Genomic DNA, 24862 nt, shown 5'->3' with positions numbered 1-24862 from the left:
CCCCCGCCCCCCGGGCCCCCCGGGGGGGCCCCCCCCCCCCGGCCCGCCCCCCCCACCCCCCCCCCCCCCCCCCCGCCCCCCCCGCGGGGGCCCCCCGCCCCCCCCGGGGGGGGCCCCCCCCGTCGTCATCTGTGTCGCCGGCCGCGCTCAGTCGCGGTGTCCGTCCTCCCGGCGAGGTGTCTCGGGTCCGTCCGTCGTCGACTCGTCCGTGGGCTGCTGCTCGGGCTCGGGGCTGGTCGCCCGTTCCCCGTAGCGGGGGCCGTCGGTCGTGCCGAAGCGCGGCGCGGCGTCCGGCCGCTCGGTCGCGGACCCGGCGCCGTCCGTGGTCGACGCGGCACGGGGGCCACCCTCGTTCGTGCCGTAGCGCGGTGTCGTGCCCTCGGGACGCTGGGGCGGGTTCGCACCACGGTCACCGGAGGCGTCGCGGGCCGCACCGTCGTTCGTGCCGTACCGCGGGCCTCCCGTCGTGTCGCGGCGAGCAGTGTCGTCGGGAGTCCGACGGGTGGAGTCGTCGTCGGCGCCGTAGCGGGGGCCGTCGTTCGTGCCGTAGCGGGGACGGCCGTCCGGTGTCGGCGCCGCCGGTGAGCCGGAGCCCGGCTGCTGGTGCGGGGTGGCGTGCCCGCCGTACGGCGAGCCCTGCGGCGGCTGCCCCTGTACCGGCTGACCCTGGGGCGCCTGCTGCCCGTACCGGGGAGACCCGGCCGGCTGACCGTACTGACCCGGCTGACCCTGCGGCGGCTGGCCCTGCGGCGCCTGGCCCTGCTGGCCGTACTCCCCGTACTGCGGCGGACGCCCCGGAGTCGCGCCGCCCTGGCCCGGGCCGCCCTGCGGGGAGCTCGGACGCCACGGCTGCTGCCCCATCTGGCCCTGCTGACCGTACTGCCCGACCTGGCCCTGCTGGCCGTACTGACCCGGCTGGCCGCCCTGCTTCGCGCTGCCCGCACCCGGCTGGTCCCACGACGTGTGCTGGATCGCGCCCGCCTGCCCGAGGATGCGCTGGGCCTGTCCGGAGAGCTGCGGCTCGACGACGATCTGGTAGTTCGTGGCGAGGACCTGGTGGACGCTCGTGAAGTCCCGCTGACGCTTCGTGATGGCGAACGAGACGATGCCGTACAGCATGCCGAAGCCGGCACCGATGACCGCGGCGGCAGCGAAGAGGCCGCCGGCCGAAGGTGAGAACAGGGTCAGGACGATGCCGAAGAAGAACCCGAGCCAGAGGCCGGACAGGGCGCCAGCGAGGGCCGCGCGACCGTACGTCATCTTGCCGGTGACGCGTTCGACGGTCTTCAGGTCGTTGCCGACGATGGCGAGCTTCGCGACCGGGAAGTCCGCCTCGGCGAGCTTCGCGACCACGCGCTGTGCTTCGGGGTAGCTGTCGTAGGTGCCGAGGACGTCACCGCGGGGCAGCGTGGGGAACGCCTGTGCCGTGCGGCCGCCGAAGGGGCTCTGAGTGCTCACACAGTCATCATCCACCGGGCTCCTTGCGATCACACGAGAACCACCAGGGAAGGCGCGGCGAGTGCGCCGGGGCGAACGACTACGCTGGAAGGGTGAGCGCCTCGAAGGTCTTCGTCGCCCGCTTGGCCGGGTGCTCCGTCTTCGACCCCGCGGGCGATCGGGTGGGTCGGGTCCGGGACGTCCTGGTCGTCTACCGCCGGGTCGATGCCCCGCAGGTCGTCGGGTTGATCGTCGAGGTCCCCGGCAAGCGCCGCATCTTCGTCAGCATCGGCCGGATCACCTCGATCGGCGCCGGGCAGGTCATCACGACGGGCCTGGTCAACATGCGCCGCTTCGAGCAGCGCGGTGGCGAGGTCCGGGTGATCGCGGAGATCCTCGGCCGCAAGGTGCTCATCAAGAAGGAGCAGATCCGCGCGACCATCGAGGACGTCGCGATCGAGGACCACGGCCAGGGCGACTGGTCCGTCGCGCAGCTCTTCCTGCGCAAGCCGAAGACCACGCCGTCCCCGTTCGGCAAGGGCCCGACCACGTTCGCCGCCTGGAACGAGGTCACCGAGGACGAGCTGCCCGGTGAGTCCCAGTCCGCCGAGCACGTGATCGCCGCCTACTCGGACCTGCTGCCCGCCGACCTCGCCTCGACCCTGCTCGACCTGCCGTCCGAGCGTCGGTTCGAGGTCGCCGAGGAACTGCCCGACAACCGCCTCGCCGACGTGCTCGAGGAGATGCCGGACCAGGAGCGGATCGAGATCCTCTCGGCGCTCCGCGACTCCCGCGCCGCCGACGTCCTCGACCAGATGCAGCCCGACGACGCCGCCGACCTCCTGGCACAGCTGCCGGACGAGCGCAGTGAGGCCCTCCTCGAGCTCATGGAGCCGGAAGAGGCGCAGGACGTCCGGATGCTGCTCGAGTACGAGCCGGACACCGCCGGTGGCCTGATGACGACCGAGCCGGTGATCCTGTCCGCAGACTCGACCGTCGCGGAGGGCCTCGCACTCGTCCGCCGCCACGAACTCGCCCCGGTGCTCGGCGCCGCGGTCTGCGTGACGCTGCCGCCGTACGAGCCGCCGACCGGACGCTTCCTCGGCCTGGTGCACTTCCAGCGGATGCTGCGGTACCCGCCGAACGAGCGCCTCGGTACCTTGATCGACCAGCAGACGGAACCGGTGAAGGTGGACGCGAGTGCCGCCGAGGTGACGCGCGTGATGGCGACCTACAACCTCCTGTCCGTCCCCGTGGTCGACGACGCCCACCGACTCGTCGGGGTGGTGACCATCGACGACGTCCTCGATCACGTCCTGCCGGACGACTGGCGCAGTCAGGACGAGGCCGACGCCAACCCCGGCGCGGTCTCGCGCCCACGCTCACTGACCCGCAGAGCACCGGTCACCCCGGGAAGGAGGACGACTCGTGGCACGCACGGATGAGAACCGCAGGGAACGACCCGAGGAACGTCTCGACTCCCCCAAGGGCATGCGCACCCGCGTCCTGCCGACCCGGCGCCGGGGTCGTGGCGACGCGTTCGGTCGTGCGACCGAGGGCATCGCACGCGCGATGGGCACCCCCTGGTTCCTCATCGGTCTGACGCTCTTCTGCGTGCTCTGGATGGGCTGGAACACCCTGACGCCGAAGTCGTGGCAGTTCGACTCCGCCGCGATCGGCTTCACCGCGCTGACCCTCGTGCTGTCGCTGCAGGCCTCGTACGCGGCGCCGCTGATCCTGCTCGCGCAGAACCGGCAGGACGACCGCGACCGCGTGCAGTTCGAGCAGGACCGGCAGCGCGCCGAGCGGAACCTGGCCGACACCGAGTACCTCGCCCGCGAGGTCGTCGCCCTCCGCCTGGCGATGCGCGACATGGCGTCGAAGGACTTCATCCGCGCCGAACTGCGGTCCCTGCTCGAGGAACTCGACCGCCGTGACGGCGACCCCGAGGACCTCGACGAACTGGACGACCGCGAGCGGGACCGCGCGCGCAGCCAGGTGCACGACCGTGGCCGTGACCGCGGCCACGACCGTTCGGTGACGCGTGGCTGACGCCTCCCACCCGGAGGACGCGCTCGGCACGGCGGTCCTCGCTGCGCTCGGCCGCGTCATCGACCCGGAGATCCGCCGCCCCGTCACCGAGCTCGACATGATCCGTGGCGTCGACGTCCAGCCGGGAGGCTCGGTGCGCGTCGACCTGCAGCTCACGATCGTGGGGTGCCCGGCCGCCGACACCATCGAACGGGACGTCCGGGCCGCCGCAGGTTCCGTCGCGGGTGTCGCGGCGGTCGACGTCGACGTGTCCGTGATGGACCCCGCCGTGCGTCGTGCCCTCACGGAGCGGCTGCGCGAGGGCCGGCCGAAGGGCGTCCAGTTCACCCCGGACTCGCTGACCCGCGTGATCGCGGTGACGAGCGGCAAGGGCGGCGTCGGCAAGTCCACGGTGACGGCGAACCTGGCGGTCGCCCTCGCCCGCCGCGGGCAGCGCGTGGGCATCGTCGACGTCGACGTGCACGGCTTCAGCATCCCCGGCCTGATGGGCCTGACCGACGAGCACGGTGTGGCGCCACGCCCGACCCGCGTCGACAGCATGATCCTGCCGCCGGTCGCCCACGAGGTGAAGGTCGTCTCGATCGGCATGTTCGTCGACGACGTCTCCACGGCGGTGTCCTGGCGTGGGCCGATGCTGCACCGGACCGTCAACCAGTTCCTCTCCGACGTGTGGTTCGGCGACCTCGACGTGCTCCTGCTCGACATGCCGCCCGGCACCGGCGACGTCGCGATCTCCGTCGGCCAGCTGCTGCCGCACGCCGAGGTCCTCGTCGTCACCACCCCGCAGGCGGCTGCGGCAGACGTGGCCGAGCGGAGCGGGATCGTCGCCCGGCAGACCGGTCAGCGGGTGATCGGCGTCGTCGAGAACATGGCGGGGCTCGTGCAGCCGGACGGCAGCGTGCTGCACCTCTTCGGCGAGGGCGGCGGCGACGAGACCGCTCGGCGGCTCTCCCGCGGGCAGGACGCCCCCGTGCCGGTGCTCGGCCGGGTGCCGCTCTCGGTGCCGCTGCGTGCCGGGGGTGATGCGGGCCTCCCGGTCGTCCTGGGTGACCCGACGGACGCCGCAGCGGTCGCACTCGACGCGGTGGCGGACCGGCTCACCGCGATGGGTCGCGGGCTGGCCGGCCGGAAGCTCGGACTGTCGCTGTCCTGACGGTCGGCGTCTGTCGCCTCGGCGTCGGGTCCGGTCGGGTCAGCGTCAGGTCGCTTCGGCGTCGTACGGTGCGGCTTCGCCGGCGGCCAGCGGCACGATCGGCGCGGGCGCCCGGACCTTCGCCGCCGTCACGGTCGCGGCGGCCGCAGCCGCCTCGGCGCCGGAGGACGGGGAGTCCAGCAGGGCGTCGCGGATGATCCGACGCGGGTCGTACTGCCGCGGGTCCAGCTTCTGCCAGTCGACGTCGTCGAAGTCGGGGCCCATCTCCTCGCGCATCCGGTCCTTGGCGGTGTCCGCGAACCGGCGGACCGCCTTGACGAAGTCGGCGAGCTTCTGGGCGTACACGGGCAGCCGCTGCGGCCCGAGCAACAGCACGGCGATGATCCCGATGAGCAGGATCTTGTCGAGCTGGATGTTCACGGGAGCGAGCCTAACGCGTGGAGTCGACGAGTCACCCGTAGAGTTGACCGACGAGGAGTGTGCGTGTCAGAGAAAGACTCGAACTGGAAGTTCGCGGAGGACATCGTCTCCGAACCCGATGGTGTCGCCCGTGCTCGTGAGCGCTCCCTCGAACTCGGGGTCGAAGCCGTCTCACCCGCCATCGGTGCGCAGATGAGCGTGATCGCCGCCGCCTCGCGCGCGACGAGCATCATCGAGATCGGCACCGGACTGGGCGTCTCCGGCCTGTACCTCCTGGCAGGTGCACCGGATGCGACCCTGACGACGATCGACGTCGAGATCGACCACCAGCAGGACGCCCGCGACGCCTTCCTCGCCGCCGGCACCGCACCCGGACGGGTCCGCCTGATCCCGGGCCGTGCGGCGCAGGTCCTGCCGCGGATGAACGACGCATCGTACGACGTCGTCCTCATCGACGCCGACCCGGAACACGTCATCGAGTACGTCGAGCACGGGCTGCGGCTGGCGAAGACCGGCGGCACCGTCCTCGTCCCGCACGCCCTGTGGCGCGGCAAGGTCGCGGACCCGGTCAAGCGCGACCGGGCGACGACCGACTTCCGGCTGCTCCTGACCGAGGTGTCGACCTCCGGTGCGGTCCGCAGCGCCCTGTCCCCCGCCGGCGACGGATTGCTGCAGATGACGAAGCTCACCGACTGACCCTGGTCCCCGGCGTGCCGGCCGGGAGGCGCGACTCACCCCAGGTGCCGCAGGTACCGTTCCGGGGCCTCCAGGAACGCACGCTGGTTCCGCACGAGGTCCAGGTCTGCCCAGTCGCTCCGCCGGATGCCCCACTCGCCGACCTCCAGCACGGTGGCGTCCGGGAACGCGGCGAGCACCGGCGAGTGCGTCGACAGGATCACCTGCCCGACGCCGTCCTCGACGATGGACTGCAGGAGCGCGATCAGCGCCAGACAGCCCGAGAACGACAGCGCCGACTCGGGTTCGTCGAGCAGCCACAGCCCGGGCCACCGCGCCCGGTCGATGACGAAGTCCAGGAACGACTCCCCGTGGCTGCGCTCGTGGAACTGCGGCTCGGCACGCTTGGGGTTCGGGTTCTGCTCCAGGTAGGTGAAGAAGCCGTGCATGGTCTCGGCGCGCAGGAAGAACCCGCTGCGTGCTGCGCCGAAGTCGCGGACCAGTCGGATGTGTCGCCAGAGATCCGACTCGGACGGGCGTGTCGTGTGCCCGGACCCGGTCGATCCGCCCTCCGGGGCCATGCCGAACGCCAGCGCGATCGCCTCGACCAGCGTCGACTTCCCGACGCCGTTCTCGCCCACCAGGACCGTCACCGGGCCGAGTTCGAGGCCGTCGTCGAGGAGCTGCCCCACCGGGGCGAGCGTCGCCGGCCACTCGTCGCGCGGCATCGGGTCCGGGTCGAGGTACTCCTCGATGCGGCGGACCGGCTGGTTGCGGACGCGGTCGCGGGGCACGTGACCCATCATGCCGGGCGGGACCGACAGCCTCCAGTCCGCCGTGCGACGCGACCACCCCGCGGACGGAACCGGCCTGCAGGCGCACGGGGACGGGCCGGCAGGCGCACAGGGACGGGCCGGCAGGCGCACGGAAGGCCCGGGACGTACGCGTCCCGGGCCTTCCGTGGTGGTGCGTCGACGAACTAGGCCGAGACGACCTCTGCCAGTGCGTCGTGGAGTTCCTTGGCCTCGGCGTCGTTGACCGAGACCACCAGGCGGCCTCCACCTTCGAGCGGAACCCGCACGATGATGAGTCGACCCTCCTTGACAGCCTCCATCGGCCCGTCGCCGGTCCTCGGCTTCATTGCTGCCATCAGATGTCCCCTTTCGTGCAGTACGAACAGGGGCCATTATCCCGTAGACAGGCGTGACTGCGAAACCGCCCAGCTCGGGGGTGTTCGCCGTGGACAGCCGGACGGGTCACGGCGGGGTCCAGTCGTACCCGTCCACCCACCAGCAGTAGTACAGCCAGGTCCACTGCAGGACGACTGCCAGGACCACCATCGAGACCCGGTAGACCCGCGATCGGGGCAGGGCGACGACGCCGAGCAGCGGGGCGATCGGTAGCAGGATCCGCCACGTGCTGGACTGCGGGAAGAAGACCGCCAGCAGGTAGACCAGGTAGGCCAGGCCCCAGAGCCGCAGCTCGAGTCCGATGCGCCGAGCAGCCGGCTGGAACACCACGGCCACGAAGCCGACGAGCACCACGACGAGCAGGATCGTGCCTGCCGGCTGGTGGAACCACCACCCGAACCCCTGCACCCACGGGGCGAACGGCACGAGCTCGCCCCAGCCGATGTAGGACGACCGCCAGGCGAGCTCGGTGTCGGTGTACGCGCGGGGCACACCGGTGGCGGCCCAGGCAATGGCGGGCCAGGCCAGACCGACCAGGCCGGACACCACCGCGACGACCGCCGGGGGCACGGCCGTCCGCAGCGTCAGTCGCTCGGGCATCCGCAGCCAGGCCGGACGGCACACCCCGACGACGACGAACAGGCTCATCAGCAGGGCGAACGCCAGACCGGTGGGACGGGTGATGCCGAGCAGCAGGACCACCGGCAGCATCGCCCAGTACCGCCGCTGCACCAGGAGCAGCAGCGCCACCAGCAGGAGCAGCAGCCCCATCGCCTCGGCGTAGGCCACTTGGAACATCACCGAGACCGGCGCGAAGCAGAACAGCACCGTGGCGAAGGTCGCCCTCGCCGGGTCGAGGAACCGCCCCATCAGCCGACGGAAGACCAGCGCCGCACCCCAGCCGGCGAGCAGCGACACCGCGACGGCGACGAGCTCGAACGAGGCACCCGTGACCGTCATGAGCGCCCGCACCGTGAACGGGTACGCGGGCATGAACGCCCACGCGTTCTCGGTCACGTGCCCCGCCGCGTCCACCGGCAGCGTCGACGGGTAGCCGGACGCCGCGATCACCCGGTACCAGGCGCCGTCCCAGATCGACGCGAACGACAGGTACGACGGGCGCTGCACCGTGAACGAGTTCGCGGTCTGGATCTGGGCGAAGCCGGTCATCAGCACCGTCGTCACGACGCGGGAGAGCGTGTAGACGACGGTGATCCGCAACCACCAGGGCAGCAGCCGCCACCGGACGACCACCCACGTCAACGCCGCTCCTGACGACCGTGCACGCTGCGCGGCCCAGGAGGCGGTGGTCACGCCGTCAGCCACCGCCGCAGTCCGTCCTCGACGGCCGTGATCTGGGCGACGGGCACCTGCTCGTCGTCGTGGTGCGCGAACACCGGCTCGCCGGGGCCGTAGTTGACCGCCGGCACGCCGAGCGCCGAGAAGCGGGCGACGTCGGTCCAGCCGTACTTCGGGCGGGGTTCGGGGCCGCCGACAGCGGCGACGAACTGCTGCGCGAGCGGGGCGTCGAGGCCCGGGCGGGCACCGGCGGCCAGGTCGACGATCGTCACGTCGTAGCCGTCGAACAGCTCGCGGATGTGCGCCACCGCTTCGTCGGCGGAGCGCGAGGGTGCGAAGCGGTAGTTGACGTGGACCATCGCCTCGTCCGGGATCACGTTGCCGGCGATGCCGCCCGAGATGCCGACGGCGTTGAGTCCTTCGCGGTACTCGAGGCCGTCCACCGTCACGGTGCGCGGCTCGTACGCGGCGAGGGTGGCAAGGATCGGGGCGGTCTTGTGGATCGCGTTGTCGCCGATCCAGCTGCGCGCACTGTGGCTGCGCTTGCCGGACGTGCGGACCTCGGCGCGGAGGTTGCCGTTGCAGCCGCCCTCGATCTGCGCTCCCGACGGCTCCCCCAGGATCGCGAAGTCACCGGCGAGCAGCTCCGGCCGTGTGCGGGCCAGACGCCCCAGGCCGTTCAGTGCGTCGCTGACCTCTTCGTGGTCGTAGAAGACCCAGGTCACGTCGACGTTCGGCGCGACCAGGTCCACGGCGAGCTTGAGCTGCACCGCGCAACCGGCCTTCATGTCGACCGTCCCGCGGCCCCAGAGGATCTCGGTGCCGTCGTCCGCGGTGCGGAACTCGGTCGGCAGGTTGTCGTTGAGCGGCACCGTGTCGATGTGACCCGCGATGACCACCCGGCGGTCACGGCCGAGCTGCGTGCGGGCGACGATGGCGTCCCCGTCGCGGACCACGTCGAGGTGGTCGAGCGTGGCGAGGGCGGCCTCGATCGCGTCGGCGAGCGCGCCTTCGTTGCCGGACACCGATTCGATGTCGCAGATCGCGCGGGTGATGTCGATGGACGAGGCAGAGAGGTCGAGCGGCTGCGGCATGCGGGCAGCCTACCGATCGTTCCCCGCAGGTCGGCGGTTCTGCACAGGCCCACAGGTCGGTTCCCGTCGTCCGTTCTCCTCCCTTCCTGCTCCGGTCGGAGTTCTCCTGACGAGTCCTGCTCCGGTCGGTGTTCTCCACAGGAGTCCGGGTGGACGGTCTCCCGGACGGGCCGCTCGGTACCCTCGGAGGGTGACCGAGACGACTCCGCAGCCAGCCCCGCCCCGCCCCACGCACGCCTGGGGTCACGGCCTCGCGACGATCGCCGCCGACGGCACCGTGCTCGACACCTGGTTCCCCGCGACGCACCTCGGGTCGTTGCCGGCCGATGCCGCGGTCCCGACCGAGCTCACCGCGGCCGTCGGCGACGACCCCCGCCGCGACGTCCGCATCGAGACGACCACCGTCGAGATCGCCATCGACGACGCTCCCGCCAGCACACCGGACGCGTACCTGCGCCTGCACCTGCTGAGCCACCTGCACGTGCGCCCGAACGAGATCTCGCTCGACGGCGTCTTCGGCCACCTGCCGATCGTCGCGTGGACGAATGCCGGCCCGGTGCACCCCGACTCCCTGACACGACTGCGTCCGGGCCTGCAGCGCGCCGGCATCGCCGTGCACGCGATCGACAAGTTCCCGCGCCTGCTCGACTACGTCGTCCCGGACCGGGTCCGGATCGGCGACGCCAACCGCGTCCGCCTCGGCGCCCACCTGGCGCCGGGCACCACGGTCATGCACGAGGGCTTCGTCAACTTCAACGCCGGCACCCTCGGCAACGCGATGATCGAGGGCCGCGTGTCCCAGGGCGTCGTCGTCGGCGAGGGTACCGACGTCGGCGGCGGTTCGTCGATCATGGGGACGCTCTCCGGCGGCGGCACCCACCGCGTCCGACTCGGCGCGCGGGCCCTGCTCGGTGCGAACGCCGGACTCGGCATCTCCCTCGGCGACGACTCCGTGGTCGAGGCCGGGCTGTACGTCACCGCGGGCACCAAGGTCCACCTGGTGGGAGCGGCCCCGAACCCCGACGGCACCCCGCGCACCGTGAAGGCCTCCGAGCTGTCGGACGTGCCGAACATCCTGTTCCGTCGCAACTCCCTGACCGGTGCGGTCGAGGCGCTGCAGCGGAAGGGCGAGGGGATCCAGCTGAACACGGCGCTGCACGCCTGACCGGTGGCGCCCAGCAGGACCGCACGTCGGTCTCGGGCGTACCAGCGCGACCGACGGGAGGCCCGTCACACGTCCGACGGGCGGGTGACGGGCCTCCCGTCCGTCCGCGCACCTGACGCGCGCCGAGCGGGAGCTCGCGCTCCCTCGCGCGAGCGGGCGGAATGCCGAGGCACCGCACGAACGGACGCCTCGCGGAGCGCGAGTGGGCGAAACACCAGGGCAGCGCGCCGCCGACCCCTGGTGTTCCGCCCGCTCGTACCCACCCGCGCACTCACGAACGGGACGCCCCCACCCCGGAGCGCGAGTGGGCGGAATGCCAGGGCACCACGCCGCCGAGCCCTGGTGTTCCGCCCGCTCGCGCACCCACCAGGTCCACACCCCGGACGGCCGACGAGCGGACGCAGGCGACGCCGGCAGCGCGGGCGGGCCTCCCGGAGCGCGAGCGGGCGGAACGCCCCCACCCCAGGACCACGCAGTGTCACCGATCGGAGACGTCCCGCGGCGGACGGCCCGTGACAGGCTCCCGGCGGCCCTGTCCCGACCGAAGGAGTCGTCATGACCCCGCTCTCCCCCACCTCCCGCCGCGCCGCGCGCATCGGCACCTGTGGACCCGTCCTCGCCTCGACCGTGTTCGGCACGGTCCTCGTCCCGGCAGCCGCGCAGGCCGCACCCTCCCCTGACGTCACCGCGTCCCTCCGCACCACGGTCGTCTCCTCCGCCGTCACGGACGTGGTGTTCACGTTCCACAACACCGGGGCGACTCCGGCCTCGCCGTCCGTCGAGTTCGACCTGGCGACGGGGATGGTGCACAACCGCCTCGGCGCCCGGGTCGACATGGCGACGGACGGCACCCACGTGCGGATCGCGCCCTCGGGAACGCTCGAACCGGGCTCGACGGTCGAGGTGCCGCTGTACCTGCTCAACGCCGCCGGTGCCCTGCCGGAGCACTGCTCCGTCGACGGTGCCGCCGTGATCGGGTGCTCGGCCGACGACGCGAGCGAGACGCCCGAAACCGAAACGCCCGGCACCGAAACGCCCGGCACCGAAACACCGGGCACGGAGACGCCCGAAACCGGAACCCCCGGCACCGAGACCCCCGAGACCGAGACCCCCGCCGACCCCGAAGACGGCGACACCCAGCTCCCCACCCCCGAGCACACCTGGCCCACCGTCACGAGCGGCCACACCGACGTCCCCGTCGTCCCCCTCGGCAGCGCCGCCGCCGCACAGGAGCGTGACGGCACCCAGGCGGCACGGAGCGACCTCCGCCAGGCCGGCCGCTGGATCCGCGCACACCAGACGTTCGTCGTCGAGGTCCCCGAGGGCGTCACCGACGCCGAGGTCGCGATCGGGCAGCACGGCACCTACTTCGGCGTCAACGGCTGCCGCGACGTGGGCGTCGCCACCCAGGCGCTGCACCCGGGCCAGAACCTGATCACCGCGCCGCACGACGGTCTGGTCGGCATCATCGACCGGAGCACCAGCGACCGGGGCACGATCGTGGTCCGTGGTGGGGCACCCGTCCCGACCTTCGTCGCCGGGGTCACGGCACGTGCGGACTTCGACACGCAGCTGCAGAACTGGGACCGTTCGCCGTTCTTCTCCCTGATCGGCGAGCGCGTGCAGGCGGACGTCCTCCGTGCCGACGCCACCTCGCCGAGGAGCGACCAGAACGAGGAGCTCATCGCCGGCGACGACCTGGACGTCCGGATGGCCCGCTGGGACGCGACGGTCCGAGCGAACGAGCGGTTCTGGGGCGTCGAGGACACCGGACACCGCGTGCACATCGAGACCCCGAGCTACGGCGTCGCCGGTGCGAACGCGCCGACCAACGTCCACCCGGGCTGGGTGGCGTTCCCGACCGACTACGCGTCGCCGCACCACCTGTTCACGAGCGACAGCTCCGCGGCGGGCGAGCAGGCGCTCCGGAACGCCGTCGGTCGGGTCTTCCAGCAGGACGCGCTGCGGTGGACGAACGACCGAGGCCAGACCGACGGCACGATCTCGCAGGACCTCGCCAGCTTCGTCCTCGAAGAGCAGGTACACCAGCGCAACCCGCTGGACTCGTGGCGTGCGAAGGTCGAGCAGTTCCGTCAGCAGCCGGTCGACGAGCGTGACTTCTGGTCGAACCAGATGAACGGCATGACCCGGCACCTGGTCTTCGACCAGCTCCGCCGCGCCTACGGCGAGGACTTCATCGCGACCGTCTCCGCACGCGTGCGTTCGGACGTCGCGGCGGGCAGCGACCGGGAGGCACGCCGCGCCTTCGTCCTGCAGGCCACGCACGTCGCGGGGCACGACCTCACCCCGTTCTTCGAGCAGTGGGGCGTCCAGGTGGAGGACGACCTCCGCCCGCACCTCGCGGAGTACCCGGCGCTCGAGACGCCGATCTGGGACGACTTCGACGCCCTCGACTGAACGGACGGGAGGCCCGTGGCCGGTCACGCAGACCGGCCCCGGGCCTCCCGTCGGTCAACGCACGCCGACGCGCGCGGTGACCACCTCAGCGCTGCGGCAGGTCCCGCTCCGGGTACCCCACGTACAGCTGCTGCGGGCGACCGATCTTGTTGAGCGGGTCGTTGTTGAGCTCACGCCACTGCGCGATCCACCCGGGCAGCCGGCCGATGGCGAACAGCACCGTGAACATCCGCGGCGGGAAGCCCATCGCCTTGTAGATGATGCCCGTGTAGAAGTCGACGTTCGGGTAGAGCTTGCGGCTGACGAAGTACTCGTCCTCGAGTGCGATCTGCTCGAGCTCCTTAGCGATGTCGAGCAGGTCGTCCTGCACGCCGAGGGCCTCGAGGACCTCGTCCGCGGACTCCTTGACGAGCTTCGCGCGGGGGTCGTAGTTCTTGTAGACGCGGTGTCCGAAGCCCATGAGCTTCACCCCGCGCTCCTTGTTCTTCACCCGCTCGACGAAGCGCGTGACGGGCTCGCCGGAGTCCTTGATCTGCTGCAGCATCTCGAGCACGGCCTCGTTCGCGCCGCCGTGCAGCGGACCGTAGAGGGCGTTGATGCCGGCGGAGATCGACGCGAACATGTTCGCCTTCGTCGATCCCACCAGGCGCACCGTGGCGGTCGAGGCGTTCTGCTCGTGGTCCTCGTGCAGGATGAGCAGCCGGTCGAGCGCCTTCGAGAGCACCGGGTTCGGCTGGTACGGCTCGGCCATCGTGCCGAAGTTGAGCCGGAGGAAGTTGTCGACGAAGGACAGCGAGTTGTCCGGGTACAGGAACGCCTGCCCGATGGCCTTCTTGTGGGCGTACGCGGCGATGACCGGCAGCTTGGCGAGGAGCCGGACGGTCTGCAGCTCGACCTTCTCCGGGTCGTCGACGTCCATGTCGTCCTCGTAGTACGTCGACAGGGCGCTGACCGCGCTGGACAGGACGGACATCGGGTGCGCCGAGTGCGGCAGCGCGTCGAACAGCCGGCGCAGGTCCTCGTGCAGCAGCGTGTGCCGGCGGATGCGGCTGTCGAACGCGTCGAGCTCGCTCGGGCTGGGCAGCTCGCCGTAGATGAGGAGCCAGGCGACCTCGAGGAAGGTGCAGTTCGAGGCGACCTGGTCGATCGGGTAGCCGCGGTACCGCAGGATGCCCTGGTCGCCGTCGATGTACGTGATGGCGCTCTTCGTCGAGCCGGTGTTCACGAAGCCGTAGTCGAGCGTGTTCAGCCCGGTCTGCTTCTTGAGCGTCGAGATGTCGATCGTGGAGGCGCCGTCGACGCTCTGCAGGATCGGGAACTCCGCCGTTCCCCCCGGGTACGTCAGCGTGGCCGTCTCGGTCGCCTGTTCGGCGCCGGGGCTCACGGGGACGGGCGTCGTGGGCGGTGTGGCCGTCTTCTGAGCGTCGTTGGCAGTGTCAGTCACGCTGGACAGCCTAATCGCGGCGACTGTCGGTCCGGTACATGCAGCTGCTCAGGAGTTTGGGTGGAACCGCTGTTGTGCACAGGCGTCGCCGGTGGGCGGGTGGCCGGACGGGAGGCCCGTCAGCCGTTCGCGACCCGTCCTGCGCTGGCGAGACGCTGGGCTGCGGCGGCGATCCGGTCGTCTGTCGCGGTCAGCGCGACGCGCACGTGGCGGGCGCCGGCGGCCCCGTAGAACGTGCCCGGGGCGACGAGGATGCCGTGCTCGGCGAGCCAGGCGACGGTGTCGAGCGCGGGCTCGTCGCGGGTCGCCCAGAGGTACAGGCCGGCACCGCTGGCGTCGATGCGGAAGCCGGCGCGTTCGAATGCCGTCCGGAGCACGTTCCGTCGGTTGCGGTACCGGGTCTTCTGCTGGTGGACGTGGGCGGTGTCCTCGAGCGCGACGATCATCGCGTGCTGGACGGGCAGCGGCGGCATCATGCCGGTGTGCTTGCGGATCGCCAGCACGTCGGCGAGCAGGGCCGGGTCGCCGGCGACGAACGCGGCGCGGTAGCCGGCCAGGTTCGACTGCTTCGACAGCGAGTAGACGCTGAGGACGCCGTCGAACGAGTCGCCCACGACACGGGGGTCGAGGATCGTCGGGGTCGGCGTGGTGTCGTACGGGGCATCCCAGCCGAGTTCGGCGTAGCACTCGTCGCCCACGATCACGGCGCCGAGTTCGCGGGCGCGCGCGACGGCGGCGCGCAGCTGCTCGATCGAGAGCACGCGTCCGTCGGGGTTGCCCGGTGAGTTCAGCCAGACGAGCTTCGTGCTCGACGGCCACGCGGCGGGGTCGTCGGCGGCCAGGGCGTCGGCGCGCACCAGGGCGGCACCGAGTTCGTAGGTCGGGTACGCCGCTTCCGGGAACACGACGGTGTCACCCGGGCCGAGGCCCATCCAGAGCGCCAGGCCCGCGATGAACTCCTTCGACCCGATCGTCGGCAGCACGTGGTCGGCGGTGAGCTCGACGCCCTGTCGCCGGCCGTACCAGGCCGCGATCGCTTCACGGAGGGCCGGGGTGCCGGCCACCTGCGGGTAGGCGTGCGCGTCCGTGGCGTCGGCCAGGGCGCGTCGGACGACGTCCGGGGTGGGGTCGACCGGCGACCCGACACTGAGGTCGACGATGCCGCCGTCGTACGCCGCGGCGCGCTGCTTGTACGGGGCGAGCTGGTCCCAGGGGAAGTCGGGCAGGTCGAGCGGCACGGGTCAGGCCCGCGGCTGCGCCATGACGACCGGGTGGTCCGCGTGGATCACGCCGACCTTGGCTGCACCACCGGGCGAACCGATCTCGGAGAAGAACTCAACGTTCGCCTTGTAGTAGTCGGCCCACTGCTCGGGGAGGTCGTCCTCGTAGTAGATGGCCTCGACCGGGCAGACCGGCTCGCAGGCACCGCAGTCGACGCACTCGTCCGGGTGGATGTACAGCGACCGGTCACCCTCGTAGATGCAGTCCACGGGGCATTCGTCGATGCACGCGCGGTCCTTGACGTCGACACAGGGCTGGGCGATCACGTAGGTCACGAGCGAGTGCTCCCTTCCGGGGGTTGAGCGACTGCCAGCCTACTCGTGCGGGGCTGCGACCACGGACCGCACCCCGTCGGACGGCTGCTGTCCGTCCGTCGGGCGCTGTCCGTTCGTCGGCGGGTGGGCACGGAGTCCGGTGAGGTCGGGCCAGGCGAGGACGAGCATCGCGACGACCGCCGGACCGAACGTCCACACGTAGCCGGCGGCGTTCGCCAGGACCAGTGGGGAGGTCGGTCCGGCCACGGCGACGAGCACCTGGGTGGCGAGGATGATCCCGATGCCGACCGCCGCGACGAGCAACCGCGACCGGTACAGCAACCGGACGCCGACGACGATGCCGATCACGATGAGGCTGGTGATGACCATGCCGATCGGGGCGGTGCTCCACGAGCCGATCTCGACGGTCTGCTGGTGCGTGATCGTGCCGAGGGCTCCGACGAGGACACCCACCACGGCGGCCACGACGACCGCGGTGGCCTTGCCCTGCCCGGACATCTCGGCGTAGGTCTGCGGGGCGGCCGGAGCCGGGGGTGCGTCGTGCCGGAAGGCCTCGACCGCGGGTACCTGGTGCCGGACGCCGTGCGGCATGACGTACGACAGCGACGCGGGGTCCTGCGGGTCGACGGGGTCGACGGCGACCTGGCTGCGGTACTGCTCGAGCGCCGCCCGGACCCGCCCGCGCACCGGCAGGACGTCGACGGTGAGGTCGGCGACCCCGGAGTCGGCGTCCACGATCATCGAGAACGGGACCTCTTCGGCCTGCGCGGCGTACCGGGCTGCGGCGTGGACGCGGAGGTGGTCCGGGTGCCCGTAGCCGCCGTCGTCGCCGTAGCTGACGACGGCGTCGGCGCCGGTCGAGCGGATGGCGGCGCGGACGTCGTCGACGACCTCGCCGAGGTCCGCGCGGGTCAGCGAGTCCGCGGGGGCGTCGCCGGCCGAGGTGGCTCGGCCGTCCGGCCCCCACTGCATGCCGGAGTCCGTGTAGCGCCGTGCCGGGAGGTCCGTGGGCCGGGCTCCGGGACCGCCGAGCCAGAGGTGCGCGGGACCGCCCAGGGCAGCCAGCGCGGCGGCGATCTCGGTCTCACGGTGCGCGGCGACCCGGAGGCCGTCCCCCGCCGACGGCGCGAGCTCGCTGGTGAGCATCTCGCCGCGCTCACCGCGGGTGGCCGTCAGGACGGTGACGTGGGCGCCGAGTTCGAGCAGCGTCGCGATGGTGCCGCCGGACGCGAGCGTCTCGTCGTCGGGGTGCGCGTGGACGAAGAGGACGCGCTCGGGGCGTGTGACCGTGGACATCGCCTGCAAGCGTACGGGACGCCGTCCGGGCAGCGGCCGGACGAAGCGGAGGTGAGCGGTCGGACGGAGCGGAGGTCAGCGGGGCGTGACGATGTACGTCGCGGTGGCGCCACCGTCGTGGTCGGACGAGAAGGTCACGACGACGCGGTGGTCGTCGCTCCGGAACAGCCCGAAGGCGCTCGACGAGTCGGCACGCTCGGCCGACTTGGTGAAGCCCGCGTCCGCGAGCTGCTGCGCGGCCCGGGCGAAGTCGTCGACCGAGGACGTGTGCACCTGTACGACCCACCCGGAGCCCGCGGGTCCTGCTCCCCCGCCGAGCACGGTGCCGTCGACGAGCGGGACGGCCGCGGACGGGAAGCCCTGCGGCACCTGTCCGTCGCTCGTCACCTTCGTGCCCTTGAGCGCGGTGTCGAGGGCGCCGTCGATGCCACCGGCGACCTTCGCCATGCCCTGTTGGATGGCGGCGCCGTCGATGCCCTGCACGGACTCGGAGACACTCGACGCCACGGACGAACCGAGGTCGGTCGCCTGCGTGAGCGTCTCAGTGGAGCAGCCGCTCAGGCCAGCGAGGGCGACACCGGCAGCGACGGCGGCGGTCAGGGAGGTGCGGATCGGGTGACGCATGCCGGTACCGTAACCGCCCCGACCTCGAACTGGTCGAGCATCGGCTGGGTGATCACCCGCACTGGGGTCATCGGCGCCGGGGTCATCGGCGCCGGGTCATCCGCGCCGGGGGCAGCCCGACGCCGCGGCCCGTCAGTCGAGCGTCGCCCGGGCTGCCGCGACCAGGGCGTCGACCCCGACCGGGATCGCGGTGTCGGCCTGCGGCGCGTAGAACGGCGAGTGGTTGCTCGGGATGTCCTCGCCGCGACGGAACAGCTCCGGGTCGGTGATGCCCGTGAACCAGTACACGATCGGGGCCCCTGCGGCGGTGGCGAGCTGGCCGACGTCCTCGGACGCCATCGCCAACCCCGACTCCATGTCGACGGCGTGCGGCACGACCGCCCGCACGGCCTCGAGCACGACCGCGGCCTGGTCGGCGTCGTTCACCAGGACGTCGGCGCCCGGGGCCCGCTCGATCGTCGGGGCGGCCAGTCCCCCGGCGTCGCTCTCGGCGCGGACGATCCGTTCGATCGAGGCGATGATCGCGGCGCGGGTCTCCTCGTTGCGCGCTCGGGTGGAGATCTCGATGACGGCCGTGTCCGGGATGATGTTCGGCCGCGTGCCGGCGTGGAACGAGCCCACGGTGACGACACCCGCGTCGCTCGGGCCGACCTCACGCGAGACGATCGTCTGCAGTCGGACCACCGCCGAGGCCGCCGTGACGATCGGGTCGAGGGACGCCTGCGGCGCGGACCCGTGGGCACCGCGGCCGTTGAACGTGACGGTGAAGCGGTCGCTCGACGCCATCACGGCGCCGGACCCCACCGCGACGACGCCGACCGGAGCCGGGGCCGAGTGCTGCCCGAGGACCACGGCGGGCTTCGGGAAGCGCTCGACCAGTCCGTCGTCGATCATGGCGCGGGCGCCGGAGATGACCTCTTCCGCCGGCTGGAACACCGCGACGACGGTGCCGCTCCAGTCCGCGCGGGTCGCGACCAGGCGCTCGAGGGTGCCGAGCAGCCACGTCACGTGGATGTCGTGCCCACAGGCGTGCATGGTCGGGCCCTCGTTGCCGTCCTCATCCGTCGCGCGGGCGGTGCTGGCGTAGGGCAGGCCGGTGCGCTCCTGCACGGGCAGCCCGTCCATGTCGGCGCGGAGCCAGACGACCGGTCCGTCACCGTTCTCGAGGACCCCGACGACGCCGGTCCCGCCGACACCCGTGGTGACGGTGATGCCGCCGATCTCGGTCAGGCGGTCGACGACGACGCCCGCGGTGCGGTGCTCCTGGAAGCCGAGTTCCGGGTGGGCGTGCAGGTCCTGGTAGATGGAGAGCAGGTCGAGAGTCACCCGTCCACCGTATCTCCCGACCGTGCCTCCCGACGCCGACGGCCCGGCCACCTGCGAGCGGTGACCGGGCCGTGGGACGGAGGACGGGCCTCCAGGGTGTGGCTTACGCGTCCTGGCGCTTGAGGCGCGCGTAGGAGCGCTGGCGAGCCGACGCGTCCAGCTCGACCTTGCGGATGCGGACCGCGTCCGGGGTGACCTCGACGCACTCGTCCTCGCGGGCGAACTCGAGGCACTCCTCGAGCGACAGCTGCCGGGACGGCGTCATCGACTCGAACGTGTCGGCGTTGGCCGAACGCATGTTGGTGAGCTTCTTCTCCTTGGTGATGTTCACGTCCATGTCGTCGGCGCGCGAGTTCTCGCCGATGACCATGCCCTCGTAGACCTCTTCCGTCGGCTGGACGAAGAACGACATGCGCTCCTGGAGGTTCGTGATGGCGAACGGGGTGACCACACCGGAGCGGTCGGAGACGATCGAACCGTTGATGCGGGTCTGGATCGCACCGGCCCACTCGTCGTAGCCGTGGAAGATCGCGTTGGCGATGCCGGTGCCGCGCGTCTCCGTGAGGAAGGACGTGCGGAAGCCGATGAGGCCACGCGACGGCACGATGAACTCCATGCGGATCCAGCCGGTGCCGTGGTTCACCATGTTCTCCATGCGGCCCTTGCGGGCAGCCATGAGCTGGGTGATGGCGCCGAGGTGCTCCTCCGGCGTGTCGATGGTCATGTGCTCGTACGGCTCCTGCAGCTTGCCGTTCTCGTCACGCTTGGTGACGACCTGCGGCTTGCCGACGGTGAGCTCGAAGCCCTCGCGACGCATCTGCTCGACCAGGATGGCGAGTGCGAGCTCGCCACGACCCTGGACCTCCCAGGCGTCCGGGCGGCCGATGTCGACGACCTTGAGCGAGACGTTGCCGACCAGCTCGCGGTCCAGGCGCTCCTTGACCATGCGGGCGGTGAGCTTGTGGCCCTTGACCTTGCCGACGAGCGGCGAGGTGTTGGTCCCGATCGTCATCGAGATCGCCGGCGCGTCGACCGTGATGGTCGGCAGCGGACGGACGTCCTCGGGGTCGCTCAGGGTCTCACCGATGGTGATCGTGTCGAAGCCGGCGACGGCGACGATGTCACCGGGGCCCGCGGACTCGGCCGGGAAGCGGTTGAGTGCCTTGGTGATGAGGAGCTCGGTGATGCGGGCGTTGACGACGGTGCCGTCGTGCTTGACCCAGGCGACCGTCTGCCCCTTCTTCATCTCACCGTGGAAGATGCGGAGCAGGGCCAGGCGACCGAGGAACGGCGACGCGTCGAGGTTCGTGACGTGCGCCTGCAGCGGGTGCTCGTCGTCGTACGTCGGGGCCGGGACGTGCTGGAGGATCGCTTCGAAGAGCGGCTCGAGGTCGTCGTTGTCGGGCAGCGTGCCGTCTTCGGGCTTGTTGCGCGACGCGGCACCGTTGCGGCCGGAGGCGTAGACCACCGGCACGTCGAGGATCGCGTCGAGGTCGAGGTCGTCGACCTCGTCCGACATGTCGGAGGCGAGACCGAGGAGCAGGTCCTGGCTCTCCGAGACGACCTCGTCGATGCGGGAGTCCGGGCGGTCCGTCTTGTTGACGAGCAGGATCACCGGGAGCTTGGCGGCGAGCGCCTTGCGGAGCACGAAGCGCGTCTGGGGCAGCGGGCCCTCGGACGCGTCGACGAGCAGGACGACACCGTCGACCATGGAGAGGCCGCGCTCGACCTCACCACCGAAGTCGGCGTGGCCCGGGGTGTCGATCACGTTGATCGTGATGGGGCCGCCCGCGCCGAACTCGGCGGCGTGCTTGCCGTTGTAGAGGACCGACGTGTTCTTCGCGAGGATGGTGATGCCCTTCTCGCGCTCGAGGTCGTTCGAGTCCATCATGCGGTCTTCGCCCTCGAAGTGGGCGTCGAACGAGTTGGTCTGCGTCAGCATCGCGTCGACGAGGGTGGTCTTGCCGTGGTCGACGTGTGCCACGATGGCGACGTTGCGCAGGTCGGACCGAGTGGCGAGCGCCATACAGGACATCCTTTTGTGTTCGGAAGATGATCGGGCGAGTGCCCGGGGTTCGGGCCGTTCCCGAGGGTTCCCGGGCCGAGCCCGAGGTGTTCTCGGGACCAGCCCGAGGTGCGGGACCGTGCCCGACGGATTTCGGGACCATGCCCGACTCGCCAGTCTACCGGTAGTTCGCAAGCAGAGGGAGTACAGCGTATGAGCCGTCGGCGAACGTGGACCGAGATCACCATCGTGCTCATGCTGTCGCTGGGCGCGAGTGCGCTCTACTCGGTTCTGCAGATCATCGACGACCTGTCCCAGACGACACCGCTCGGGCAGCAGTCGACGGCGCTGAACACCTCGACGACGACCGTGCAGTACGTCGACCTCGCCCGCCAGCTGCTGGGCATCGCGGCCGACCTGGCGCCGGTCGCGCTGGTCTGCATGCTGCTCTGGAGCTCGTCACGCCCGCACCTCGGCCGACTCGGCATCGACCGCTTCCGCGTCCGTCCCGACCTCGGCGGCGCGGCGCTCATCGCCCTCGGCATCGGCATCCCCGGACTCGCCCTGTACTTCACGGGTCGGGCACTCGGCATCACGGTCGCCGTCGACCCGGCCGCCCTCGGCTCGTACTGGTGGACGATCCCGGTACTCCTGCTGTCCGCCGTCCGCTCAGGGCTGCAGGAAGAGGTGATCGTCGTCGGCTACCTGTACTCGCGCCTCGGCGACCTGGGATGGGGGCGGTGGCAGGTCATCCTGTCCACCGCGGTCCTCCGCGGCAGCTACCACCTGTACCAGGGCTTCGGCGCGTTCGTCGGCAACGCGGTGATGGGCGTCGTCTTCGGCTGGATCTACACGAGGTGGGGCCGCCTGCTCCCCCTCGTCATCACGCACGTGCTCCTCGACGCCACCGTCTTCGTCGGGTACCCGTTCGTCGCGCACGCGTTCCCGGCCCTCTTCTCCTGACACCGGGGACCGACTTCTCCACAGACATCCTGACGGCTTCCAGGCCGCCCGGATGAAATGCTACGTTCCACACACTGCTCCGAGCGATGTGGGGAACGATGGGGATCGAGTTCGACGACGTGGCCGTGTCACGGCTGATCGCGTGCCTGACGGACGTGGCGCTGCGCCTCCGCGCCAGCGGCGCCGGCCGACGAGCGAGCGCCGAGCGCGCGCTGCAGGACTTCCACGGTGCGTACGCCCGGCTGTTCGCGGCGGCGCGCACGATCGAGTCGGAGGACCGGGGCCGGTTGACGAGGGCGCTCGAGGACCTGACGGTCCAGCTCCAAGTCGTCAGCCGCCAGGCGGACGAGGAGCGTCACCGACTGGAGGCCCGGGTCGCCTGGCAGGAACGGGAGCGTGAACGGGACCACGCGTTGGTCACCGTCGGTGCGCCGCTCCGGTCCGCCCTGGACTGGGTGAGCGGCGCCTGGGACCCCGAGCCGTCGGCGACCCCGGTGCGCCCGACCCCGGTGTCCGCGGCCTTCCGCGCACGGCCACGGCAGCGCAGCGCCAGCGGCGACGCGGGCGGCGATCGGAGTGGCGCTGGTGGTCGGAGTGGGGCTGACCCGCGGCGGCTGCGCGAGTTCAGCGCCTCCGCCGGCGTGCAGGACGCTGCGACCGAACAGGACCTTCACCGAGTCCGGAACGCGTGGGCCGGCTTCACCGCGCGGTGTGCCTGGGTGCCGGTGGACGAGGCCACGTTGGTCGCCGGCTTCGGGGACCACCTCGCCGAGGACGTCGAGGACACCGCCTGGGTGCGTCGGATCGCGAACGCCTTCGCGGCCGCGGGCAGCGGGGTGTCCCTGGCGGACGGCGTGCTCGACGTCGCCGGGACGTCGACGCTGCCGACCGGACTCCAGCGGGTGTTCGACCCGGCAGTCACCTCGGCCGAGGTCGCGGCGGCGTGGTCGGAGCTCGGGCTGTCCGAGCACGACCTGCGCGCACTCCCCCTGACCACGACGCTGCAGATCGCGAACCTCGACGGTGTCCCCGCTGCGGCACGTGACATCGCCTCGCGCGCGGTGCTGCGGGCAGCGCTCGGGAACCCGGAGCGGGTGTACCGGATGCTCGGCCTGCGGTACACGCACGGCGCCGTGACGATGGACGAGTTCCGGCAGCAGGTCGCGGCGCTGTGGAAGGGCGTGCGGCGGGCGGACCGTCTCGCGCAGGAGCTGGAGTCACCGTCCGCCGCGGTCGCGCAGCTCGTCGGCTTCGGCGCCACGGACGGCGCACTCGTGACGGCGGTGTCGCTCGGGGACCTCGACACGGCCTCGAACGTCACGGTGAACGTGCCGGGCGCGACCACGACGCTCGACAGCACGGACGGGCAGGTCCGTGCCGCCGCCGGTCTGCTGCGCGGCGCTGTTCGGCTCGCCCCGGCGTCGTCCTTCGCCGTCGTCTCCTGGATCGGCTACCGGGCACCGGAACTCGTCGAGGTCCCCGCGCACCGACGCGCGGTCGCCGGCGGCGTCGAGCTCGCGTCCTTCGTCGACGGTGTCCGCGACAGCCGGGACAGCAACGCTCCGGGACGCCTCACGGTGCTCGGACACTCGTACGGTTCTGCGGTGGCGGTCGAAGCGGCTGCGCAGACGCGGTACCGGGTCGACGCCGTCGTCACCTACGGCTCGGTCGGGTTCACGGACGACACGCGGCCCGAGCACCTCAACGTCCGCCAGGTCTTCGCCACGGAGGGCGAACAGGACCACACGGCGCGCCTCGGCCGGATCGGCCGGACCGACCCTCGTGACCTCCCGAGCGTCCACGTCTTCTCGTCCGAGGCCGGGCCCGGGACGGAAGCGGTCACCGGCCACGACATGTACCCGCCGACCGGCGTCGGGTACCTGTCACCCGACGCCACGGCGCAGCGTCACATCATCGAGATCATCGCGACCGGGAGGCCCGGATGACGGCCTGGAACAGGACGGTCCGCACGATCGTCGCCGTCGTCCTGACGGTCGGACTGGCTGCCGGGTGCACGTCCGGAGGAGGAACCATGGAGCACGACGCCGGAGGACTCACACGGCAGGAGGTCGCCGCGCTGTCGTTGCACGAGGAGTACGACCGGTACCGCGAGCACTACCGGACGATGCAGCAGGTCCTGGCGGACGCGCAACGGCAGCTCTCCGACGGCGAGTGGCACTGGAACGGCGGCGATGCCATCCCACAGATCGGCGGTGACGGGATACGCCCGATGGCCGGGGCCGACACGCACAACACGTACGCGCTGGAGTCAGGCCGGTCCTGGGACCCGGCCGGTGCGCACGGATCACGGTCCGATCTCGAGCCGTTGATCGACTACTTCGCCGCGAAGGGCTGGAGCCACCACGTCGAGCGGATCACGGACACCTACTACCTCGACGGGTACACCGACGACGGCTGGCGCATCCAGTACCTCGTCCAACCGAGTGGTCACTACTCGCTCGACGTCTTCAGCGACCTGTTCTGGACGAACGACGCCGACGCACTCTCCGAAGCCGTGGGCGGCCGCGCCGGCGGACGGCACCCGTCGTCCTCGCGACCCGGCGAGTACCCGGAACCGCCGACGTGGGACTCGCCGATCATCAGCCCACCGAAGATCTGAGCGGTGCCACGGTCGCGCACCCGACCACGGACGGACCGGGGGGGGGGGGGGGGCGCGGAGAGGGCCCCCCCCCGACCCCCCCGCCCGCCACCCCGGGCCCGGGACCCCCAGGACGTGCGATGGCA

22 protein-coding genes are annotated in these 24862 nt (G+C 71.7%); 9 read left to right on the top strand and 13 right to left on the bottom strand.

All coding sequences use genetic code 11. The features are described 5' to 3' along the window. Nucleotides 1-147 precede the first annotated feature (147 nt). A complete protein-coding gene (locus QCD68_RS12700; RefSeq protein WP_301223257.1) occupies nt 148-1458 on the bottom strand; it encodes a general stress protein in 1311 nt (436 codons plus the stop codon). Between the two features lie 92 nt (nt 1459-1550). On the opposite strand from QCD68_RS12700, the gene QCD68_RS12695 reads away from it, so the two are divergent. The 3 genes from QCD68_RS12695 to QCD68_RS12685 are packed head-to-tail and all read left to right on the top strand — an operon-like array spanning nt 1551 to nt 4642. Then, nucleotides 1551-2882, top strand: a complete 1332-nt coding sequence (locus QCD68_RS12695; RefSeq protein WP_111075658.1) for a magnesium transporter MgtE N-terminal domain-containing protein — start codon at nt 1551-1553, stop codon at nt 2880-2882. 46 nt (nt 2883-2928) lie between these two features. Beyond that, the gene (locus QCD68_RS12690; protein ID WP_253468075.1) at nt 2929-3489 is read left to right on the top strand and encodes a DUF1003 domain-containing protein; all 561 of its coding nucleotides are present in this window, start codon (nt 2929-2931) and stop codon (nt 3487-3489) included. Beyond that, entirely contained in the window at nt 3482-4642 is a 1161-nt protein-coding gene (locus tag QCD68_RS12685) for an Mrp/NBP35 family ATP-binding protein (RefSeq protein WP_253467759.1), read from the top strand. The genes QCD68_RS12690 and QCD68_RS12685 overlap by 8 nt, the downstream gene beginning before the upstream one ends. Before the next feature lie 45 nt (nt 4643-4687). Here the strand turns inward: QCD68_RS12685 and QCD68_RS12680 are convergent, their stop codons facing one another. Next, entirely contained in the window at nt 4688-5062 is a 375-nt protein-coding gene (locus QCD68_RS12680) for a twin-arginine translocase TatA/TatE family subunit (protein WP_166779649.1), read from the bottom strand. Nucleotides 5063-5125: 63 nt separating this feature from the next. On the opposite strand from QCD68_RS12680, the gene QCD68_RS12675 reads away from it, so the two are divergent. After that, complete coding sequence (locus tag QCD68_RS12675) at nt 5126-5758, top strand: O-methyltransferase (protein WP_111075728.1); 633 nt, start codon at nt 5126-5128, stop codon at nt 5756-5758. A 35-nt stretch (nt 5759-5793) separates the two neighbouring features. Here QCD68_RS12675 and QCD68_RS12670 read toward each other — a convergent pair whose 3' ends face one another. The 4 genes from QCD68_RS12670 to dapE all read right to left on the bottom strand — a co-directional run bounded on the left by QCD68_RS12670 (nt 5794) and on the right by dapE (nt 9320). Continuing rightward, nucleotides 5794-6465 (bottom strand): AAA family ATPase, encoded by a 672-nt coding sequence (locus QCD68_RS12670; RefSeq protein WP_301223258.1) that lies wholly within the window; start codon nt 6463-6465, stop codon nt 5794-5796. Between the two features lie 251 nt (nt 6466-6716). Next, the gene (locus QCD68_RS12665; RefSeq protein ID WP_017887054.1) at nt 6717-6887 is read right to left on the bottom strand and encodes a DUF3117 domain-containing protein; all 171 of its coding nucleotides are present in this window, start codon (nt 6885-6887) and stop codon (nt 6717-6719) included. A 106-nt stretch (nt 6888-6993) separates the two neighbouring features. Continuing rightward, the gene (locus QCD68_RS12660) at nt 6994-8241 is read right to left on the bottom strand and encodes a mannosyltransferase family protein (protein WP_301223256.1); all 1248 of its coding nucleotides are present in this window, start codon (nt 8239-8241) and stop codon (nt 6994-6996) included. Next, a complete protein-coding gene (gene dapE, locus QCD68_RS12655) occupies nt 8238-9320 on the bottom strand; it encodes a succinyl-diaminopimelate desuccinylase (RefSeq protein ID WP_301223255.1) in 1083 nt (360 codons plus the stop codon). The genes QCD68_RS12660 and dapE overlap by 4 nt, the downstream gene beginning before the upstream one ends. Nucleotides 9321-9510: 190 nt before the next feature. On the opposite strand from dapE, the gene dapD reads away from it, so the two are divergent. Next, nucleotides 9511-10485, top strand: coding sequence for a 2,3,4,5-tetrahydropyridine-2,6-dicarboxylate N-succinyltransferase (gene dapD, locus QCD68_RS12650; protein WP_301223254.1), 975 nt, complete (start codon nt 9511-9513; stop codon nt 10483-10485). A gap of 555 nt (nt 10486-11040) precedes the next feature. Continuing rightward, nucleotides 11041-12903 carry a M60 family metallopeptidase gene (locus tag QCD68_RS12645; protein ID WP_301223253.1) on the top strand — a complete coding sequence of 621 codons (1863 nt, stop codon included), beginning with the start codon at nt 11041-11043 and terminating at the stop codon, nt 12901-12903. Between the two features lie 85 nt (nt 12904-12988). Here the strand turns inward: QCD68_RS12645 and QCD68_RS12640 are convergent, their stop codons facing one another. The 7 genes from QCD68_RS12640 to typA all read right to left on the bottom strand — a co-directional run bounded on the left by QCD68_RS12640 (nt 12989) and on the right by typA (nt 21175). Next, a complete protein-coding gene (locus QCD68_RS12640; protein WP_111075664.1) occupies nt 12989-14287 on the bottom strand; it encodes a citrate synthase in 1299 nt (432 codons plus the stop codon). Between the two features lie 179 nt (nt 14288-14466). Further along, nucleotides 14467-15585: a succinyldiaminopimelate transaminase gene (gene dapC, locus QCD68_RS12635; RefSeq protein WP_301223252.1), complete on the bottom strand. Its 1119-nt coding sequence runs from the start codon at nt 15583-15585 to the stop codon at nt 14467-14469. 3 nt (nt 15586-15588) lie between these two features. Next, complete coding sequence (gene fdxA / locus QCD68_RS12630) at nt 15589-15903, bottom strand: ferredoxin (RefSeq protein WP_110903275.1); 315 nt, start codon at nt 15901-15903, stop codon at nt 15589-15591. A gap of 39 nt (nt 15904-15942) precedes the next feature. Further along, on the bottom strand, nt 15943-17199 hold the full coding sequence (locus tag QCD68_RS12625) for a PIG-L family deacetylase (RefSeq protein ID WP_301223251.1): 1257 nt from the start codon (nt 17197-17199) through the stop codon (nt 15943-15945). A gap of 75 nt (nt 17200-17274) precedes the next feature. Beyond that, nucleotides 17275-17823 carry a hypothetical protein gene (locus QCD68_RS12620; RefSeq protein WP_111075667.1) on the bottom strand — a complete coding sequence of 183 codons (549 nt, stop codon included), beginning with the start codon at nt 17821-17823 and terminating at the stop codon, nt 17275-17277. A 132-nt stretch (nt 17824-17955) separates the two neighbouring features. Continuing rightward, nucleotides 17956-19149 carry an amidohydrolase gene (locus QCD68_RS12615; protein ID WP_301223250.1) on the bottom strand — a complete coding sequence of 398 codons (1194 nt, stop codon included), beginning with the start codon at nt 19147-19149 and terminating at the stop codon, nt 17956-17958. 103 nt (nt 19150-19252) lie between these two features. Further along, entirely contained in the window at nt 19253-21175 is a 1923-nt protein-coding gene (gene typA, locus QCD68_RS12610; RefSeq protein ID WP_111075669.1) for a translational GTPase TypA, read from the bottom strand. 192 nt (nt 21176-21367) lie between these two features. Here typA and QCD68_RS12605 point away from each other — a divergent pair, with 192 nt between their 5' ends. The 3 genes from QCD68_RS12605 (at nt 21368) to QCD68_RS12595 (ending at nt 24737) form a co-directional block, all read left to right on the top strand. Beyond that, on the top strand, nt 21368-22117 hold the full coding sequence (locus QCD68_RS12605; RefSeq protein WP_221849958.1) for a CPBP family intramembrane glutamic endopeptidase: 750 nt from the start codon (nt 21368-21370) through the stop codon (nt 22115-22117). A gap of 98 nt (nt 22118-22215) precedes the next feature. After that, nucleotides 22216-24063 (top strand): alpha/beta hydrolase, encoded by a 1848-nt coding sequence (locus tag QCD68_RS12600; RefSeq protein WP_301223249.1) that lies wholly within the window; start codon nt 22216-22218, stop codon nt 24061-24063. Then, complete coding sequence (locus QCD68_RS12595) at nt 24060-24737, top strand: hypothetical protein (RefSeq protein WP_301223248.1); 678 nt, start codon at nt 24060-24062, stop codon at nt 24735-24737. Before QCD68_RS12600 ends, QCD68_RS12595 begins: the two co-directional genes overlap by 4 nt. The last annotated feature ends 125 nt before the right edge of the window (nt 24738-24862 follow it).

The organism is Curtobacterium sp. PsM8 (assembly GCF_030433875.1).
GTDB lineage: Bacteria > Actinomycetota > Actinomycetes > Actinomycetales > Microbacteriaceae > Curtobacterium.
This window is presented reverse-complemented; position numbering and strand designations above follow the sequence as displayed.

Excerpts from the sequence above, each read along its gene's own strand:
- QCD68_RS12595 (WP_301223248.1), top strand. The coding sequence starts at position 24,060 with ATGACGGCCTGGAACAGGACGGTCCGCACGATCGTCGCCGTCGTCCTG.
- typA (WP_111075669.1), bottom strand. The coding sequence starts at position 21,175 with ATGGCGCTCGCCACTCGGTCCGACCTGCGCAACGTCGCCATCGTGGCA.
- QCD68_RS12645 (WP_301223253.1), top strand. The coding sequence starts at position 11,041 with ATGACCCCGCTCTCCCCCACCTCCCGCCGCGCCGCGCGCATCGGCACC.
- QCD68_RS12605 (WP_221849958.1), top strand. The coding sequence starts at position 21,368 with ATGAGCCGTCGGCGAACGTGGACCGAGATCACCATCGTGCTCATGCTG.
- QCD68_RS12600 (WP_301223249.1), top strand. The coding sequence starts at position 22,216 with ATGGGGATCGAGTTCGACGACGTGGCCGTGTCACGGCTGATCGCGTGC.
- QCD68_RS12690 (WP_253468075.1), top strand. The coding sequence starts at position 2,929 with ATGCGCACCCGCGTCCTGCCGACCCGGCGCCGGGGTCGTGGCGACGCG.
- QCD68_RS12625 (WP_301223251.1), bottom strand. The coding sequence starts at position 17,199 with ATGTCCACGGTCACACGCCCCGAGCGCGTCCTCTTCGTCCACGCGCAC.
- QCD68_RS12620 (WP_111075667.1), bottom strand. The coding sequence starts at position 17,823 with ATGCGTCACCCGATCCGCACCTCCCTGACCGCCGCCGTCGCTGCCGGT.
- QCD68_RS12670 (WP_301223258.1), bottom strand. The coding sequence starts at position 6,465 with ATGCCGCGCGACGAGTGGCCGGCGACGCTCGCCCCGGTGGGGCAGCTC.
- dapE (WP_301223255.1), bottom strand. The coding sequence starts at position 9,320 with ATGCCGCAGCCGCTCGACCTCTCTGCCTCGTCCATCGACATCACCCGC.
- QCD68_RS12665 (WP_017887054.1), bottom strand. The coding sequence starts at position 6,887 with ATGGCAGCAATGAAGCCGAGGACCGGCGACGGGCCGATGGAGGCTGTC.